The organism is Streptomyces radiopugnans (genome assembly GCF_900110735.1).
Taxonomy (GTDB): domain Bacteria; phylum Actinomycetota; class Actinomycetes; order Streptomycetales; family Streptomycetaceae; genus Streptomyces; species Streptomyces radiopugnans.
Genome location: NZ_FOET01000010.1, coordinates 78,298 through 95,532 on the forward strand (window position 1 = coordinate 78,298; position 17,235 = coordinate 95,532).

Genomic DNA, 17,235 nt, shown 5'->3' on the forward strand with positions numbered 1-17,235 from the left:
GCACCGGGCGCCGCGCCGAACGCGGGTGGGCCTTTCGGCGGCAGGGGGTGTGCGTGCAACGTATCCGGGTTCTCGTGGTGGACGACCACCGCATATTCGCCGAGTCGCTCGCCGCGGCACTCGCGGTGGAGCAGGACGTGGAGGTGGCCGCGGCCGGCAGCGGTCCCGCGGCGCTGCGCGCCCTGGAGCGGGCGGCGGCCGACGGCCGCCGCTTCGACGTCCTGCTGATCGACGCCGATCTGGGGGTCGCTCCCCCGGATGCCGGCGAGACGCCGGCGCCGGACCCGGCCGCCGCCGACGCGCCGGCCGCGGCCGGCGGCATCGCCCTGGTCTCACGGGTGCACAGCGACCACCCCGAGGTGCGCACCGTGGTGCTCGCCGAGCGCGACGACCCGCGTCGCGCGGCCGCCGCGCTCCAGGCGGGGGCGTCGGGCTGGGTCGCCAAGGACTGCTCGCTCTCCCGGCTGCTCCAGGTGGTCCGGGGGGTGCTGCGCGGCGAGACGCACCTGCCGCCCGCCCTGCTGACCGGGGTGCTGCGCGAGCTGACCGCGACGCGCCGGCACCGCACCGAGAGCGAGCGGCTGGTGGAGTCGCTGACCCCGCGCGAGCACGAGGTGCTGCGCTGCATGGTGGCCGGGCTGGGCCGCAAGGCGGTCGCCGAGCGGCTGTACCTCTCCCCGCACACCGTCCGCACCCACATGCAGAACGTGCTGGGCAAACTGGGGGTGCACTCCACGCTGGCCGCGGTCGCGCTGGCCCGCAAGGCGGGCGTCGGCCCGGTGGACCTGGAGCACGTGACGACCTAGTCCCCGCCCGCGCCGGGCCCGTGGCACGGAGCCGTCAGGGGATGTTGTCGAACGGCGCGGTGAGCTGCCGCAGCAGCCCCGCCAGCTCGGCCCGCCGGCTCGACGGGAGTTCGGCGAGGATGGCCCGCTCCTGCTCCAGCAGTCCGGCCAGGGCCCGGTCGGCCCGGTCGCGCCCGGCCTCCGTCAGCCGGACCAGTACGCCGCGCCGGTCGCTGGGGTCGGGCAGCCGCTCCACCAGCCCCTTCTTCGCCAGCCGGTCGATGCGGTTGGTCATGGTGCCGGAGGTGACCAGGGTCTGGGTCAGCAGTTGGCCGGGGGAGAGCTGGTACGGGGCGCCGGCGCGGCGCAGCGCGGTCAGCACGTCGAACTCCCAGGGCTCCAGCCCGTGCTCGGCGAAGGCGATGCGGCGGGCCCGGTCGAGGTGGCGGGCGAGCCTGCTGACCCGGCTGAGCACCTCCAGGGGCTCCACATCGAGATCGGGGCGCTCGCGGCGCCACGCTGCCACCAGTCGGTCGACCTCGTCCTCCATACGGACAGTGTAGTAGTTCTGTCGATGTGAAGTCTCTTGACATCGAGATAACTCCGGCGGACCCTACTGCCATGGAACCAGCCGACCCGCTCCGGCGCACCGGCGTCCCGGTGTGGGACCCCGCGCAGTACCGCAGCCATGCCGGCCACCGCCTGCGTCCGCTCCACGACCTGCTGGCCCGCGTCCCCCCTCTGCCCTCGCCCCGGCCCCGCATCGCCGACCTGGGCTGCGGCCCCGGCGAGCCGACCGCTCTGCTGGCCGAACACTGGCCCGCGGCCCGGATCACCGGCTACGACCTGTCCGAGGCGATGCTCGCCGAGGCCCGTGCGCACGCCGGGCCCACCTCCGGGGGCGGAGCCGTGGACTTCGCCCGCGCCGACCTTGCCGCCTGGCACCCCGGAGAGCCGCACGACCTGATCGTCTCCAACGCGGCGCTGCACTGGTGCCCCGGACACATCACCCGTTTCCCCGACTGGATCGCGGCGCTGCGCCCCACAGGTGTCATGGCCTTCCAGGTCCCCGGCAACTTCGCCGCTCCCGGGCACACCCTGCTCACGGACCTGTGCACCTCACCGCGCTGGCGCGACCGCCTCGGGGCCGGAACCCGCCGCACCCCCGTGGGCGAGCCCGCCGAGTACGCCGAGACGCTGGCGGCACTCGGCTGCGAAACGGACGTGTGGGAGACGACGTACGTGCACGTCCTCACCGGCCGGGATCCGGTGCTGGAGTGGATGAAGGGCACCGCCCTGCGTCCCGTCCTCACCGCACTCGACCCCGACGCGGCCGCACGCGAGGCGTTCCTGACCGAGTACCGCGACCTGCTGCGCGAGGCCTACCCGCCGGGCCCCCACGGCACCCTCTTCCCGTTCCGCCGGATCTTCGCCGTCGCCGTCAGGTGTACCTGACGGCGCGAGCGCCCAGGAACCCACGCCAGGGCGCCCGCCGGACGGGCCTTCGGAAGGAGACACCGTGATCGAGGCACTCGACCACGTACAGCTCGCCGCCCCGCGCGGATCCGAGGAGGTCCTGCGCGCCTTCTACACCGGACTGCTCGGTATGGCGGAGACCCCCAGGCCGCCCGCCCTCGCGGCCCGCGGCGGCTGCTGGTTCGAAGCCGGCTCCGTCCGGCTCCACCTCGGGATCGAGGAGGATTTCCGACCCGCGCTCAAGGCCCACCCCGGCCTGCGGGTGGCGGACGCCGAAGCCCTGGACACCCTGGCCGCCGCCTGGCGGACGCCGGCCACCCGGTGGCCTGGGACGACTCCGTCCCCGGCATGCGCCGCTTCCACAGCGCCGACCCCGTCGGCAACCGGCTGGAGTTCCTTCAGCCGGCCGGGTGACGGGGCGCGGCAGGGGAAGCGCGCGGAAGGTGGAACGCGCGGGAGGCGGCCCGCCGGCACGCCCGCGCGCGGGGGCCACGCCGCCGGCCCGGCCGCCGGGCCTCAGCTGCGGCGGTGGCCTATCAGGCGCGGCTTGGGCTCCAGGCCGTCCAGCCCGTGCCAGGCGAGGTTCACCAGGTGGGCGGCCACCTCGGGCTTGTTGGGCTTGCGGGCGTTCAGCCACCACTGGCCGGTCAGGGCCACCATGCCCACCAGGGCCTGCGCGTACAGCGGCGCCAGCTTCGGGTCGAAGCCGCGCGCCTTGAACTCCAGGCCCAGGATGTCCTCCACCTGGGTGGCGATGTCGCTGATCAGCGAGGCGAAGTTGCCCGTCGACTGGGCCACCGGCGAGTCCCGCACCAGGATGCGGAACCCGTCGGTGTACTGCTCGATGTAGTCCAGCAGCGCGAACGCCGCCTGCTCCAGCAGCTCGCGCGGATGGCCGCCGGTCAGTGCCCCCGTCACCATGTCCAGCAGCCGCCGCATCTCCCGGTCGACCACGACCGCGTACAGGCCCTCCTTGCCGCCGAAGTGCTCGTAGACCACCGGCTTGGAGACCCCGGCCTTTGCCGCGATCTCCTCCACCGACGTGCCCTCGAAACCGCGTTCGGCGAAGAGCGCGCGACCGATGTCCAGCAGTTGCTCGCGGCGCTCCTTCCCCGTCATCCGGCGGCGGGTCCGCCGGGTGGAGCCTGAGTGCCTGCCCTTGGTACTGCTGTCGTCGGTCGCCACTCCTCCATCATGCCGCTTCGGCGGCCTCCTCCCGGCGGCGGGCGTCGATCCGCTTCCTCGACGGCCAGCGCACGTCGTACGCCCAGCCGGCCTTCTCGAACCAGCGGATCAGCCGGGCGCTGGAGTCGATCTGCCCCTTCAGCACGCCGTGCCGGGCGCAGGTCGGATCCGCGTGGTGCAGGTTGTGCCAGGACTCCCCGCAGGAGAGCACCGCCAGCCACCACACGTTGCCCGAGCGGTCACGAGACTTGAACGGGCGCTTGCCCACCGCGTGGCAGATGGAGTTGATCGACCAGGTGACGTGGTGCAGCAGCGCCACCCGCACCAGGGAGCCCCAGAAGAAGGCGGTCAGCGCGCCCTGCCAGCTCATCGTGACCAGCCCGCCGACCACCGGCGGAATGGCCAGCGACACGGCCGTCCACAGCACGAACTGGCGGGAGATGCGGCGGATCACCGGGTCCTTGACCAGATCCGGGGCGTACTTGTGCTGCGGCGTCTGCTCCTCGTCGAACATCCAGCCCACATGGGCCCACCACAGGCCCTTGAGCAGGGCGGGGACGGTCTCGCCGTAGCGCCAGGGGGAGTGCGGGTCGCCCTCGGCGTCGGAGTACTTGTGGTGCTTGCGGTGGTCGGCGACCCACCGCACCAGCGGACCCTCCACGGCCATCGACCCGGCGACGGCCAGCGCGACGCGCAGGGGCTTCTTCGCCTTGAAGGCGCCGTGGGTGAAGTAGCGGTGGAAGCCGATGGTGATGCCGTGGCAGCCCAGGAAGTACATGCCGACCAGCAGCCCGAGGTCCAGCCAGCTCACCCCCCACCCCCAGGCGAGCGGAACCGCGGCCACCAGGGCGATGAAGGGAACGGTGATGAACAGCAGCAGGGTGATCTGCTCGACGGAACGGCGCTGATCGCCGCCGAGCGTGGCCGAGGGGAGCGGTTCCCCGGACGCCGGGGCGGATTTCGCCGTGTCTTCGGAGTTCTCGGAGTTCGTGCGAAGCACGTCCGGACTGATCGTCATAAATTGCTCTCGTTTGAAGCTGAGGGACGGGGGTCGCGTTACTTACGGTTCCGTAACCTACGCAATCGTAAGTATGGCAGCCGTGGGTGTGGGGGCAAGAGGGGCCGCATGGTGGACTGGATGATCCACGCGCCCCCGAGGCGGCCTATCCTGGGGGTCGTCGGACAACGCGGTCCGTGACCTGCCAGAAGCATCGCCGCAAGGAGCCGCACCTGTGAGCAGTGCCGACACCTCCCCGAACCCGGTTGGCAAGAATCCTTCCCCGGCCGTGGAGGTCCCCACGACGGGCTGTCCGAGTACCCCGGACGCCCGAAATGAATCCAGTGCCCCCGAAGCTCCGCCGGAGGCCTCCGCCGAGGCCCGTGCCGAGACCAGCGCGGCCCTGCGGGCCGACATCCGCCGGCTGGGCGATCTCCTCGGCGAGACGCTCGTCCGCCAGGAGGGCGCCGAGCTGCTGGAGCTCGTCGAGCGCGTACGCGCCCTGACCAGGACCGACGGCGAGGCCGCCGCCGCCCTGCTCAGCCGAACCGACCTCGCGACGGCCACCAAGCTCGTGAGGGCCTTCTCGACCTACTTCCACCTCGCCAACATCACCGAACAGGTCCACCGCGGCCGCGAGCTGCGCGCCAGGCGGGCCGCCGAGGGCGGAAACCTCGCCCGCACCGCGGACATGCTCAAGGACGCCGACCCCGCCCACCTGCGGGAGACCGCGGCGAACCTCGGCGTGCGCCCGGTCTTCACCGCCCATCCCACCGAGGCCGCCCGCCGGTCGGTGCTCACCAAGCTCCGCAAGGTCGCCGAGCTGCTGGAGAACACCGACCCCAACGAGCGCCGCCGCACCGACCTGCGGCTCGCCGAGAACATCGACCTGATCTGGCAGACCGACGAGCTGCGCGTGGCCCGCCCCGAGCCGGCCGACGAGGCGCGCAACGCCGTCTACTACCTCGACGAACTGCACCGCGACGCCGTCGGCGACGTCCTGGAGGACCTCGCCGCCGAGCTGGAGCGCGCCGGAGCCCCGCTCCCGCCCGCATCCCGCCCGCTGACCTTCGGCACCTGGATCGGCGGCGACCGCGACGGCAACCCCAACGTCACCCCCGCCGTCACCTGGGAGGTGCTGCTGCTCCAGCACGAGCACGGCATCACCGACGCCCTGGAGCACATCGACGAGCTGCGCGCCGCCCTGTCCAACTCCATCCGCATCAGCGGCGCCACCGAGGAACTGCGGGACTCCCTGAAGCGCGACCTCGAACTCCTGCCGGAGATCAGCCCCCGCTACAAGCGGCTCAACGCCGAGGAGCCCTACCGGCTCAAGATCACCTGCATCCGGCAGAAGCTGCTCAACACCCGCGAGCGCCTGGCCGAGGGCGACCCGCACGTGCCCGGCCGCGACTACCTGGGCACCGCCGAACTCCTGGCCGACCTGGAGCTGGTCCAGAGCTCCCTGCGCGAGCACCGCGGCTCGCTGATCGCCGACGGCCACCTGGAGCGCGTGATGCGCACCCTGGGCGCCTTCGGCCTCCAGCTGGCCACCATGGACGTGCGCGAGCACGCCGACGCGCACCACCACGCCCTCGGGCAGCTCTTCGACCGGCTCGGCGAGGAGTCCTGGCGCTACGCCGACATGCCGCGCGACTACCGGCGGCGGCTGCTGGCCAAGGAACTGCGCTCCCGCCGCCCGCTGGCCCCGCAGCCCGCGCCGCTGGACGCCGCCGGGGCCAAGACCTTCGGCGTCTTCGAGACCGTCCGCAAGGCGCTGGACACCTTCGGCCCCGAGGTCATCGAGTCCTACATCATCTCCATGTGCCAGGGCGCCGACGACGTCTTCGCCGTCGCCGTCCTCGCGCGCGAGGCGGGCCTGATCGACCTGCACGCCGGCTGGGCCCGCATCGGCGTCGTGCCGCTGCTGGAGACCACCGACGAGCTGCGCATCGCCGACGAGCTGCTGGACTCGATGCTCTCCGACCCCTCCTACCGGCGTCTGGTCGCCCTGCGCGGCGACGTCCAGGAGGTCATGCTCGGCTACTCCGACTCCTCGAAGTTCGGCGGCATCACCACCTCCCAGTGGGAGATCCACCGGGCCCAGCGGCGGCTGCGCGACGTCGCCCACCGCCACGGGGTGCGGCTGCGCCTGTTCCACGGCCGCGGCGGCACCGTCGGCCGCGGCGGCGGCCCCACCCACGACGCGATCCTCGCCCAGCCCTGGGGCACCCTGGAGGGCGAGATCAAGGTCACCGAGCAGGGCGAGGTCATCTCCGACAAGTACCTCATCCCCTCCCTGGCCCGGGAGAACCTGGAGCAGACGGTGGCCGCCACCCTCCAGGCGTCCGCCCTGCACACCGCGCCCCGCCAGTCCGACGAGGCGCTGGCCCGCTGGGACGCGGCGATGGACACCGTCTCCGAGGCCGCGCACAGCGCCTACCGCGCGCTGGTGGAGAACCCGGACCTGCCCGCGTACTTCTTCGCCTCCACCCCCGTGGACCAGCTCGCCGACCTCTACCTCGGCTCCCGCCCCTCGCGCCGCCCCGACTCCGGCGCCGGCCTGGACGGACTGCGGGCGATCCCGTGGGTGTTCGGCTGGACGCAGTCGCGGCAGATCGTGCCCGGCTGGTTCGGTGTCGGCACCGGGCTGAAGGCCGCGCGCGAGGCCGGGCTCGACAGCGTGCTGGACGAGGCCTACGAGCGCTGGCACTTCTTCCGCAACTTCCTGTCCAACGTCGAGATGACGCTGGCCAAGACGGACCTGCGGACCGCCCGGCACTACGTGGAGACGCTGGTGCCGCAGGAGCTGCGGCACATCTTCGCCACCATCGAGGCCGAGCACGAGCTGACGGTGCGCGAGGTGCTGCGGATCACCGGCGAGCGGGAACTGCTGGACGCGCAGCCGGTGCTCAAGCAGACCTTCGCCATCCGCGACGCCTACCTGGACCCGATCTCCTACCTCCAGGTCACGCTCCTGGCCCGGCAGCGCGAGGCCGCCGAGCGCGGCGAGGAGCCCGATCCGCTGCTGGCCCGCGCCCTGCTGCTGACGGTCAACGGTGTCGCCGCGGGCCTGCGCAACACCGGCTGACGCGTGCGCCGGCCCCGGCGGGCACCCGCCGGGGCCGGCGCACGTGAGCGGACACGCGAAAGGCGATGGGCCCCTCTCCCGGGTGGGAGAGGGGCCCATCGCCCTGTCTGCGGCCGTGCGCCGTGCGCCGTGCCCGTTGCGCCCGGTGCCGTGACCACGGCCCGGCACCGGGCGCTCGGGGATCAGCCCTGGGTGGCCTTGCGGCGGCGCATCACCAGGTACGAGCCCGCGCCCAGCAGCGCCGCGGCGGCCGCCGCGAGCGCGGCGACGGGAGCCTCGGAACCGGTCTCGGCCAGGTTGCCGCCGTCGCCCGTCGAAGCGCCCGGCTCCTCGCCGCCCGCGGCGCCCTCGGTGGCCTCACCGGTCGAGCCCTCGCCGGTGGAACCCTCGGTGCCGCCGGTGGTCTCCTCGCCGCCCGCGGCGCCCTCGGTGGTCTCACCGGTGGTGCCTTCGGTGGTCTCGCCGGTGGAGCCCTCGGAGGCGCCCTCGGTGCTGCCGCCGGTGGTCTCCTCCGAGCCGCCGGTGGTGCCCTCGGTGGTCTCACCGGTGGAGCCCCCCGAGGTCTCGCCCGGGGTGTCGGGGTCCTCGCAGTCGGTCCAGAAGACCTTGTGCTTGGCCCGGCCGTTCTCGCCCTCGAAGTTCCACTCCAGCTTGTAGTGGCCGTCGGGGAGGGTCATGTCGTCGGTACGGCCGTGCCCGTCGCCGTCGAGGGTGATGCTGCCCTCCTCGGCGAGTTCCCTGCCGGTGGGCGGGTGCTGGTAGATCTTCCAGGTGACTTCCTGGACGGCGTCGAAGCCGAAGGCGTCGAGATAGAACTCGCAGACCTTCGGCTCGTTCTTGCGGAACTCCTCGCCGGTCTTGCTGTCGTGGATCTTCACGGTGCCGTTGTCACCGTTGCCGCCCTTGGTTACGGGCGAGATGGCGTGCGAGGTGGGGGCCAGGAGCAGACAGGCCGCTGCGGCCGCCGTCACCACAGACGCCGAAGAGAGAATGCGCATGAACTACCACCTTCGGTGGCGGGGGACATCTTGGACGTGTGGGGAGTGAGGGGGGTGGGCGTAGCCTTTCCCGCCATACGGAACCGGTCAAGCGCGATGCGTCACCTCTGACCCCATGTGTCACACTTGTCCCGGAAGGCCTCGTGTAACAATCAGATCAATCTCAAGATCAAAAAGATTGAAGCGGAGAGACACCGGAAGGCGCCGCTCACAGCAGCGCGAACGCCGCCCCCATCAGCGCGAGCCCCGACAGCCCCGCCCCCCACGCGGTGCGCCGCATACCCAGACCGCCCGCGATCACCGGCGAGGCCAGCACCAGCGCGCCCGCCAGCGGCAGCCACGCGTACAGCACACCGGCGGTACCGGTGCGCACCGCCTCGGCCCCGCCCGCCCTGCCCGACCCGTCCGATCCCTCCCGGCCGGGCCACAGCGCCACCGGGAGCCGCTCACCGGCCTCGTACGACACCGGCGCCTCGACGGCGACCTCCGCCCGCGCGCCCCCGCCGCCGCCCTCCGGCGCGAACGGCCCCGTGCACGTCCCCCCGTCGCACTCGGCGACGGTCATCGTGCCGCGCACCGCGCCGCGGTCGGCCACCGCCTGCCGCGTCCCGTCCAGGGAGACCCACACGCCGGCCATCAGCAGCACCGCCGCGACCGCGCCCATCAGCGCCGCCCTCGCCAGCAGCAGCAGACCGTACGCGCTCTCGCCGGCCCGGCGCACCCGGCTGCGCCCGACGGAGGTGCCCAGGAACCCAGGAGACATGGCGGGATCCTGGGGCACCGGAAGCGGACGGTCAACCTCCATGCGCCCCCGGCGTGCGCCCCGGGGCTGCGAGGCTCGGTGCGGCTCGGACGCGGCTCAGGAGTTGTACGTGCCCTGCGCCCGCTCCAGGCCGTCCACCACCAGGCACTCCACGGCGTCCGCGGCCCGGTCCACGAAGTAGTCGAGCTCCTTGCGCTCGGTGGAGGAGAAGTCCTTCAGCACGAAGTCGGCCACCGGCATCCGGCCCGGCGGGCGGCCGATGCCGAAGCGCACCCGGTGGTAGCCGGGACCGAGCGACTTGGTGATCGACTTCAGCCCGTTGTGGCCGTTGTCGCCGCCGCCCTTCTTCAGCCGCAGCACCCCGTAGTCGATGTCCAACTCGTCGTGGATCACGACCAGATGCTCCACGGGCACCTTGTAGAAGTCGCGCAGCGCGGTGACGGGGCCGCCCGAGAGGTTCATGTACGACATCGGCTTGGCCAGCACCACCCGGCGGCTGCCGGCGCCCGGAGCGCCCAGCCGGCCCTCCAGCACCTGGGCCCGGGAGCGGTGCGTCCTGAACTTCCCCCCGATCCGCCCGGCCAGCAGGTCGGCGACCATGAACCCCACGTTGTGCCGGTTCGCCGCGTACTCCGGGCCGGGGTTGCCCAGGCCCACCACCAGCCAGGGGGCGTCGGCGTCGCTCATCGTCGTCCTCTCCTACAGCGGACCTACAGGGGGGAAGAACCACGGCCGCCGGCCCGCGCCCACGGCGCGGGCCGGCGGCCGGAGGAAGGGGGTGAGCCCGCGGGTCACTCCGCGGCGGTCCCGCCCTCGCCCTCGGCGGTCTCGCCCGCCGCGGGCGCCTCGGCCTGCGCGGCCAGCACGTTGAGGACGACGGTGTCCTCCTCGACGGCCAGCGAGGAGCCCTTGGGCAGCGGGATGTCCTTGGCCAGGACGGAGTCGCCGGCGGTCAGACCCTCGATGGAGACGGTCACGGCCTCCGGGATGTGGGTGGCCTCGGCCTCGACCGGCAGCGTGTTCAGCACGTGCTCCAGCAGGTTCGCGCCCGGGGCCAGCTCGCCCTCGGTGTGGACCGGGATCTCCACGGTGACCTGCTCGCCGCGCTTGACGACCAGCAGGTCGATGTGGACCAGGAAGCCGCGGATGGCCTCGCGCTGCACGGCCTTGGGGATCACCAGCTCCTGGCGGCCCTCGACGTCCAGCGTGATCAGCACGTTCGAGGTCTTCAGGGCCATCATCAGGTCGTAGCCGGGAAGGGCCACGTGGACCGGCTCGGTGCCGTGCCCGTAGATGACACCGGGAACCTTGTCCTCGCGGCGGAGCCTGCGGGAGGCACCCTTGCCGAACTCCTTGCGGATCTCGGCGGAGATCTTGACGTCAGCCATGACGCACTCCTCGTCTCTCAAGTCGGTTCTGTGGCGGTTGCCAGAGCTACTCGGCCACGACTGACCTGCTGCGAAGAGCGCGTCGATAACGGATCACCGTGCCACCGCGGGCACGGCTCCCTCGCCGAGCAACTCCACGAGTCTACCGCCCCGCGAAAGCGGCGGCGGACACGGCGGGGGCGCCGCACCCGGGCACGCACCCGGGTACGGCGCCCCCGCCGAACCGTTACGCCTGCTCGTCGAAGAGGCTCGTCACCGAGCCGTCCTCGAACACCTCGCGCACCGCGCGGGCGATCGTCGGCGCCATCGACAGCACCTTGATCTTGTCGACGTCCACCTCGCTCGGCGTCGGCAGGGTGTTGGTGAAGATGAACTCGCTCACCTTGGAGTTCTTCAGCCGGTCCGCCGCCGGGCCGGACAGCACACCGTGCGTGGCCGCCACGATCACGTCCTCGGCGCCGTTGGCGAACAGCGCGTCCGCCGCGGCGCAGATCGTGCCGCCGGTGTCGACCATGTCGTCCACCAGCACGCACACCCGGCCCCGCACGTCGCCGACGACCTCGTGGACGGTCACCTGGTTCGCCACGTCCGGGTCGCGGCGCTTGTGCACGATCGCCAGCGGCGCGCCCAGCCGGTCGCACCAGCGGTCGGCGACCCGCACCCGGCCCGCGTCCGGCGAGACCACCGTCAGCTTGGAGCGGTCCACCTTGCCGCCCACGTAGTCCGTCAGCACCGGCAGCGCGAACAGGTGGTCCACGGGACCGTCGAAGAAGCCCTGGATCTGGTCGGTGTGCAGATCGACGGTGAGGATCCGGTCCGCGCCGGCCGTCTTGAGCAGATCGGCGATCAGCCGCGCCGAGATCGGCTCACGGCCGCGGTGCTTCTTGTCCTGCCGCGCGTAGCCGTAGAACGGCACGATCACGGTGATGCTCCGGGCCGAGGCCCGCTTGAGCGCGTCCACCATGATCAGCTGCTCCATGATCCACTTGTTGATCGGAGCGGTGTGGCTCTGCATCAGGAAGCAGTCGGCGCCACGGGCGGACTCCTGGAAGCGCACGTAGATCTCGCCGTTGGCGAAGTCGAACGCCTTCGTCGGGACCACGCTGACACCGAGATGCCCCGCGACCTCCTCCGCCAGACTGGGGTGGGCGCGGCCGGAGAAGAACATCATTTTCTTCTGGCCGGTCGTCTTGATCCCGGTCACAACACAATCTCCTTGCGAGCATCGATTCGTCGGGGCGCACCACGGTGTGCGCTTCTCACGGTACGCCCTGGTCGGGGCGCCTCCGCCGGGTCATCCCCCGGTCACGGGGCCGTCGCCGCTCTCCTCCGCGGCGGCCTGGGCCGCCCGCGCGGCCGCGCTCCCGGGGCGCTTACGGGCCACCCAGCCCGCGATGTTGCGCTGCTGGCCGCGCGCGACGGCCAGCGAACCGGGCGGCACATCCTTGGTGATCACGGACCCGGCGGCGGTGTACGCCCCGTCCCCGACCGTGACAGGAGCCACAAACATGTTGTCCGACCCCGTCCGGCAGTGCGAGCCGATCGTGGTGTGGTGCTTGTTCACCCCGTCGTAGTTCACGAACACGCTCGCGGCACCGATGTTCGAGTGCTCGCCGATCGTGGCGTCGCCCACGTACGACAGGTGCGGCACCTTCGTGCCCTCGCCCACCTCGGCGTTCTTCATCTCCACGTACGTGCCGGCCTTCGACCTCGGCCCCAGCCGCGTCCCGGGCCGCAGATACGCGTACGGGCCCACCGAGGCGCCGGGGCCGATCTCCGCCGAGTCCGTCACCGCGTTGGACACCACCGCGCCCTCGCCGACGACGGTGTCCGCCAGCCGGCAGTTCGGCCCGACCTCGCAGCCCGCGCCCAGACGCGTGGACCCCAGCAGCTGCGTACCCGGATGCACCAGCGCGTCCGGCTCGTACGTCACCGTCACGTCCAGCCACGTCGTCGCCGGGTCCACCACCGTCACCCCGGCCAGCATCGCCCGCCGGAGCAGCCGCTCGTTCAGCAGCCTGCGCGCCTCGGCGAGTTGCACCCGGTTGTTGATGCCGACGATCTCCCGGTGGTCGCCCGCCACACAGGCGCCCACCCGGTGCCCCTGGGCGCGCAGGATCCCCAGCACGTCGGTCAGGTACTCCTCGCCCTGGCTGTTGTCCGTGCCGATCCGGCCCAGCGCCTCGGCCAGCAGTCGCCCGTCGAACGCGAAGACCCCCGAGTTGATCTCCCGGACCGCCCGCTGCTCCTCGGTGGCGTCCTTGTGCTCCACGATCGCCGTCACCGCGCCGTCCTCGGAGCGCACGATCCGCCCGTAACCGGTCGCGTCCGGCACCTCGGCCGACAGCACCGTCACCGCGTTGCCCTGCTCGGCGTGCGCCGAGACCAGGTCCGACAGCGTCTCGCCGGTCAGCAGCGGGGTGTCGCCGCAGACGACCACCACCGTCCCCGCGGGCCGCACCCCGTCGGCCGTCAGCGCCCGGAGCGCCGTGCGCACCGCGTGCCCGGTGCCCCGCTGCTCGGCCTGCACCGCCGTGCGCACCTTCGCGTCCAGCGCCGCCAGATGCTCGGTGACCTGCTCGCGGCCGTGGCCGACGACCACCACCAGCTCCTCGGGATCCAGCTCACGGGAGGCCGCCACCACATGACCCACGAGCGACCGCCCGCAGATGTCGTGCAGGACCTTGGGCCTGGCGGACTTCATGCGGGTGCCCTCACCCGCTGCGAGGACGACGACGGCTGCCGGGCGGTTGGCGCTCACGGGTGTGCCCTTCGGCTTCGGGACGGAACTTCGGACGTCTTGTGGACGGATGGCGGGACGGGCTGCCGGACCGACACGGAACCCACCCGGGGGACCACTCCCGCACACCCGGCGGTCACCGCCGGTTCACGGGAGGGACCGCGGCGAAACCGCGCGGGAAGGTGTGGTGTCCTCCGCAGGATACCGGGGGGAGCCGGTCATTCCGGCGGTGCCCCCTGGCCCGGCACAGTCGCACCGCCCGTACCGCCGGGGCCGTCCGCACCGCCGCGCCCGCTCATGCCCTCGGCGCCGTCTGCGCCGTCTGCGCCGTCCGGGGCGTCCACACCGCCCGGACCGCGCCCGGTGATCGCCGCCAGGCTCGCGCGCACATGCGCCATGTGCTGCCGCACCGCCTCCCGCCGCTGCTCGTGCGCACGCACGATCCGCTCCGTCTCCCGCTCCACGCGCTCCTGCCGCAACCGCGCCCGCGCCAGCAGCTCCGCCGCCCGCTCCTCGGCCTCCGCCTGGAGCCGCCGCGCGTCCTCCTCCGCCCCGGCGGCCTCCCGCCGCGCCCGCTCCAGAACCGCCTCGCCCCGCGCGGACAGTTCGGCGACCCGCTCCGCCACCGCCGACTCGCGCCCGGCCAGCTCCCGATCCCGCTCCTCGGCCTGCTCCGACTGCTTCCTCTCCTGCGCCAGCAGCAGCGCCTCGCACCGCTCGGCCATCTCCCGCAGCTCGCGCTCGCCCGCGCCCCGCAGCTCGTCGGCCTCCGCACGCGCCTCCGCCCGCAGCTCCCCGGCGCGCTCCCGCGCCCGCCCGAGCAGCGCCTCCGCCTCCGCGTCCGCCTCCGCCCGCACCCGGGCCGCACCGTCGTGCGCCGCCTCCCGCCGCGCCCGGCCCTCCTCCTGGGCCCGCTCCAGCACCCGGCGCGACTCCTCCCGCGCCCGCGCCCGCAACTCCCCGGCCTCGGCTTCCGCCTCGGACAGGATCAGCAGGGCCCGTTCACCCAGCGCCTCGAACGTCTGCGGAGGCAGCGCGGCGACCACCCCCCGAAGCCGGTCCGCCTCCGCCTCCAGCTCCCCGGCCAGCACCCCCAGCCGGGTCAGGCGCTCCCGCGCCTCCTCCAGATCCCCGTAGAGACCGCTGGTGAAGCGGTCGACCTGCTCGGGCCGGTAACCGCGGCCCCGTACGACGGCGAAGCCGTGAGGCGACCTGGACGCAGACGACGCAGACATCGTGAACCCCAACCTCGACACAATCCGGCGGATATCCCACCCAGCATGCGCCATGAGACCCCGTGCGCCGCAACCGACACAAACCCCGCGAACACCCACGGAAGCGTGATCCTCCCGGCACGCCCCCTCGACCGGAGGAACAGCCGTGCCCGGCCCCCGCTCAGCGGAGACCGGGCACGGACACACCGGGAACGGCCGGGCGCGACGGCTACAGCAACCCGTCCCACATCTGCTCGAGCAGCACCGACCACCAGTTCTCCGGACCGGCCAGCGCCGCCGGATCCAGGCACGCCAGCATCCCCTGGAAGTCCACCGTCCAGCGGCCCGCCTGCTCCGGCGTCAGCCCGTACCGCAGCCGCCACATCCGGCCCAGCAGCGCCAGACACCGCACGAACTCCGGCAGACCGCTGTTGACGAACTGCACCGCGGCCGGCCCGCCCCCCGCCGGGGCCTCCAGCGGCACCGCCACGATGTGCGCCGTGCCGTACTGCACACACAACTGGCGCCCGTAGTCGTTGCCCATCACCAGATACGAGGCCGCGTCCGCCGCGGACAGCACCCCGCGCTCCTGCGCCAGCTCCGCCAGCGTCGGCACCGGGCGCCCGGGCTGCGCCTGCGCCCAGAAGAACGGACCGAACTCCACCGGCAGACCCGCCCACATCAGCGTCTGCGCCACCACGTCCGGCACCCCCTGACGGGAGACCGCACGCTGGTCGAAACGGAACACCGCCTGCGGGCCGAACGCCTGCGCCAACTCCTGCGCCACACCCTCCGGCCCGGCCGGCGGCGCCGGCTGGAGCAGATGCGGCGGCGGCAGCGGCACCCGGACCGGCGCCGGACGCGCCGGGCCGTCGGCCACCTGGTGCAACTCGCCCTGGTGCTCTATCAGATGACGCACACCCTGCTGGCGGGAGGCCACATCGCGCCCGTACGGCGCGGTGTGGCTGATCCGCACCTGCGGCCAGGACTCCCGCACCATCCGCGCGCAGTAGCCACCGGGAACGTCGCAGCACTCCAACTCCGTGTGCAGCTCCAGCACCTGCTGCGGCGGAACGTTCATCGCCCGCAGCTCGTGCAGGATCTGCCACTCCGGATGCGGAGTGCCCGGCGCCGAACGGCGGATCAGCTGCTGCTCGGAACCGTCCGGCGCGCGGTAGCGCAGCACCGCCATGTAACCGGGCCCGACCATCGGCACACCGGAGGGCTGCTGCGGATAGCCGTACGACGGCGCACCGGGAGGAACCCCCGGCGCACCCGGCGCACCCGGCGCTCCAGGCGCCCCCGGCGGCGGCGGAGTCCCCGGGCCGCCGGGGCCCGCCAGCATCGTCGCCGCGTGGTGCACCCCGCCGCCCGGGGCGCCCGGCGGTGCAGGGGCCCCCGGCGGCGGGGGAGTGCCGGCACCCCCCTGGGACGCCACCTCCTCCGCCGACACCAACTGCGTCGGCGCATAGGCCGCACCACCGGAGGAACCCCCCGGCGAAGCCGCCCCCGCGCCCCCCGGACGAGCCCCGGGCACACCCGGAGCACCGGGCGGCGGCGGCACGGACGACCCGCCGCCGCGCTTCGGCGCACGGCCCGTGGCGACGTCCCCCGGCACACCCGGCGCACCGGGCGGCGCGGGAGCACCCGGCGCACCCGGCGGCGGGGGAGTGCCGGTGCCGCCGGCACCGCCCGCCGACGGGTCGGCCAGCATCGTCGCCGCGTGGTGCACCCCGCCCGGCGGAGTCCGCGGCGGCAGGTCCTGATCCCGCCCCTGCGACGGCCGGCCCGGATCCTGCGCGGAACCCTGCGGGTCCTGCGGACCGCCGACCGCCGGAGCCACCGTCGTCCTCGGCAGCGCACCGCTCTCCGGCAGCAGCGCCGTCTTCGCCTCCGCGCTCGCCCCGGGCGCCTGACCCGGCCCGCCGTCCTCGTCGTCACTCCCGCTGATCGGCGGCGCGAACACCGTCATCGGCGGCCGCACCGAGGCCACATCGCCCCCGCTGCCGCTGGTGTCCGCCGCATCCCACTGCGAACCGGAACCGGAACCGGGACCGGGAGCCGCCGCCGGAGGAGGCGTGGGAGCGGACGCGGACACCGGGGCGGGCCCCGGCGCCGGCGGCACCGAACCGCCCGACGACCGGCCCGAACCGTCCGAACCCTCCGAGCCGGAGGCCTCACGGCGGCCCGGAATCCCCAACTGGTCCGCCGCCTCCTGCAACCACTCCGGCGGCGTCAGCAGGAACGAGGTCGCCTCCAGGTCCACCCGCCGCGGCGGAGCCGCGGGCACCGGCGCGGCCGACGCCCCGTACTCCTCCTCGTACCGCCGGATCACCTCACCCACCGGCAAAGCCGGCCACAGCGTCGACTCACCGCTGTCCCGCGCGATCACCAGCCGCTGCCGGCCACCGCCCGACGACGGACCATCGGAGCCGGGGGCACCACCCGGGCTCCCCGAGCCCAGGGGGCCCTCCGCCCACGCCACGAAACCCAGATCGAACTCCCGCACCCGCACCTCACGGTGCTGATACGCCGGAACACCGCCGTTGATCCAGCGCTCCGCACGCTCCTGCGCCTGCGCGAACGTCACCATCGAGC

The 17,235-nt window shown here is 73.4% G+C and carries 14 protein-coding genes and 1 pseudogene; 4 read left to right on the plus strand and 11 right to left on the minus strand.

Features of this window, described 5'->3' with window-relative positions; translation table 11 throughout:
- Positions 1-53 precede the first annotated feature (53 nt).
- Positions 54-806, plus strand: a complete 753-nt coding sequence (locus tag BMY40_RS18180; RefSeq protein WP_093661063.1) for a response regulator transcription factor — start codon at positions 54-56, stop codon at positions 804-806.
- A 34-nt stretch (positions 807-840) separates the two neighbouring features.
- Here BMY40_RS18180 and BMY40_RS18185 read toward each other — a convergent pair whose 3' ends face one another.
- Entirely contained in the window at positions 841-1,335 is a 495-nt protein-coding gene (locus tag BMY40_RS18185) for a MarR family winged helix-turn-helix transcriptional regulator (protein WP_093660868.1), read from the minus strand.
- A gap of 71 nt (positions 1,336-1,406) precedes the next feature.
- On the opposite strand from BMY40_RS18185, the gene BMY40_RS18190 reads away from it, so the two are divergent.
- Together BMY40_RS18190 and BMY40_RS18195 are read left to right on the plus strand one after the other, a co-directional pair.
- Entirely contained in the window at positions 1,407-2,240 is an 834-nt protein-coding gene (locus BMY40_RS18190) for a trans-aconitate 2-methyltransferase (protein WP_093660870.1), read from the plus strand.
- Between the two features lie 64 nt (positions 2,241-2,304).
- Positions 2,305-2,675, plus strand: a pseudogene (locus tag BMY40_RS18195) (VOC family protein).
- 102 nt (positions 2,676-2,777) lie between these two features.
- On the opposite strand, the gene BMY40_RS18200 reads toward BMY40_RS18195, so the two are convergent.
- Both BMY40_RS18200 and BMY40_RS18205 read right to left on the minus strand, forming a co-directional pair.
- Positions 2,778-3,446 (minus strand): TetR/AcrR family transcriptional regulator, encoded by a 669-nt coding sequence (locus tag BMY40_RS18200; RefSeq protein ID WP_093660872.1) that lies wholly within the window; start codon positions 3,444-3,446, stop codon positions 2,778-2,780.
- A 7-nt stretch (positions 3,447-3,453) separates the two neighbouring features.
- Positions 3,454-4,464, minus strand: a complete 1,011-nt coding sequence (locus tag BMY40_RS18205; RefSeq protein ID WP_093660874.1) for an acyl-CoA desaturase — start codon at positions 4,462-4,464, stop codon at positions 3,454-3,456.
- A 268-nt stretch (positions 4,465-4,732) separates the two neighbouring features.
- Between BMY40_RS18205 and ppc the strand changes: the two genes are divergently transcribed.
- Complete coding sequence (ppc, locus tag BMY40_RS18210) at positions 4,733-7,534, plus strand: phosphoenolpyruvate carboxylase (protein ID WP_093661065.1); 2,802 nt, start codon at positions 4,733-4,735, stop codon at positions 7,532-7,534.
- Positions 7,535-7,716: 182 nt separating this feature from the next.
- Here ppc and BMY40_RS18215 read toward each other — a convergent pair whose 3' ends face one another.
- The 8 genes from BMY40_RS18215 to BMY40_RS18250 all read right to left on the minus strand — a co-directional run bounded on the left by BMY40_RS18215 (position 7,717) and on the right by BMY40_RS18250 (position 17,230).
- Entirely contained in the window at positions 7,717-8,532 is an 816-nt protein-coding gene (locus tag BMY40_RS18215; protein ID WP_093660876.1) for an LPXTG cell wall anchor domain-containing protein, read from the minus strand.
- 208 nt (positions 8,533-8,740) lie between these two features.
- Positions 8,741-9,295 (minus strand): hypothetical protein, encoded by a 555-nt coding sequence (locus tag BMY40_RS18220; protein WP_177214051.1) that lies wholly within the window; start codon positions 9,293-9,295, stop codon positions 8,741-8,743.
- Between the two features lie 96 nt (positions 9,296-9,391).
- Positions 9,392-9,982, minus strand: a complete 591-nt coding sequence (gene pth, locus BMY40_RS18225) for an aminoacyl-tRNA hydrolase (protein ID WP_093660878.1) — start codon at positions 9,980-9,982, stop codon at positions 9,392-9,394.
- A 104-nt stretch (positions 9,983-10,086) separates the two neighbouring features.
- A complete protein-coding gene (locus BMY40_RS18230) occupies positions 10,087-10,683 on the minus strand; it encodes a 50S ribosomal protein L25/general stress protein Ctc (RefSeq protein WP_093660880.1) in 597 nt (198 codons plus the stop codon).
- A gap of 226 nt (positions 10,684-10,909) precedes the next feature.
- Positions 10,910-11,887: a ribose-phosphate diphosphokinase gene (locus BMY40_RS18235; RefSeq protein WP_093660882.1), complete on the minus strand. Its 978-nt coding sequence runs from the start codon at positions 11,885-11,887 to the stop codon at positions 10,910-10,912.
- A 90-nt stretch (positions 11,888-11,977) separates the two neighbouring features.
- Positions 11,978-13,444 carry a bifunctional UDP-N-acetylglucosamine diphosphorylase/glucosamine-1-phosphate N-acetyltransferase GlmU gene (glmU, locus tag BMY40_RS18240; protein ID WP_093660884.1) on the minus strand — a complete coding sequence of 489 codons (1,467 nt, stop codon included), beginning with the start codon at positions 13,442-13,444 and terminating at the stop codon, positions 11,978-11,980.
- A gap of 197 nt (positions 13,445-13,641) precedes the next feature.
- Positions 13,642-14,658 carry a coiled-coil domain-containing protein gene (locus tag BMY40_RS18245; protein ID WP_177214052.1) on the minus strand — a complete coding sequence of 339 codons (1,017 nt, stop codon included), beginning with the start codon at positions 14,656-14,658 and terminating at the stop codon, positions 13,642-13,644.
- 208 nt (positions 14,659-14,866) lie between these two features.
- Entirely contained in the window at positions 14,867-17,230 is a 2,364-nt protein-coding gene (locus BMY40_RS18250) for an SUKH-4 family immunity protein (protein WP_093660886.1), read from the minus strand.
- Positions 17,231-17,235 lie beyond the last annotated feature (5 nt).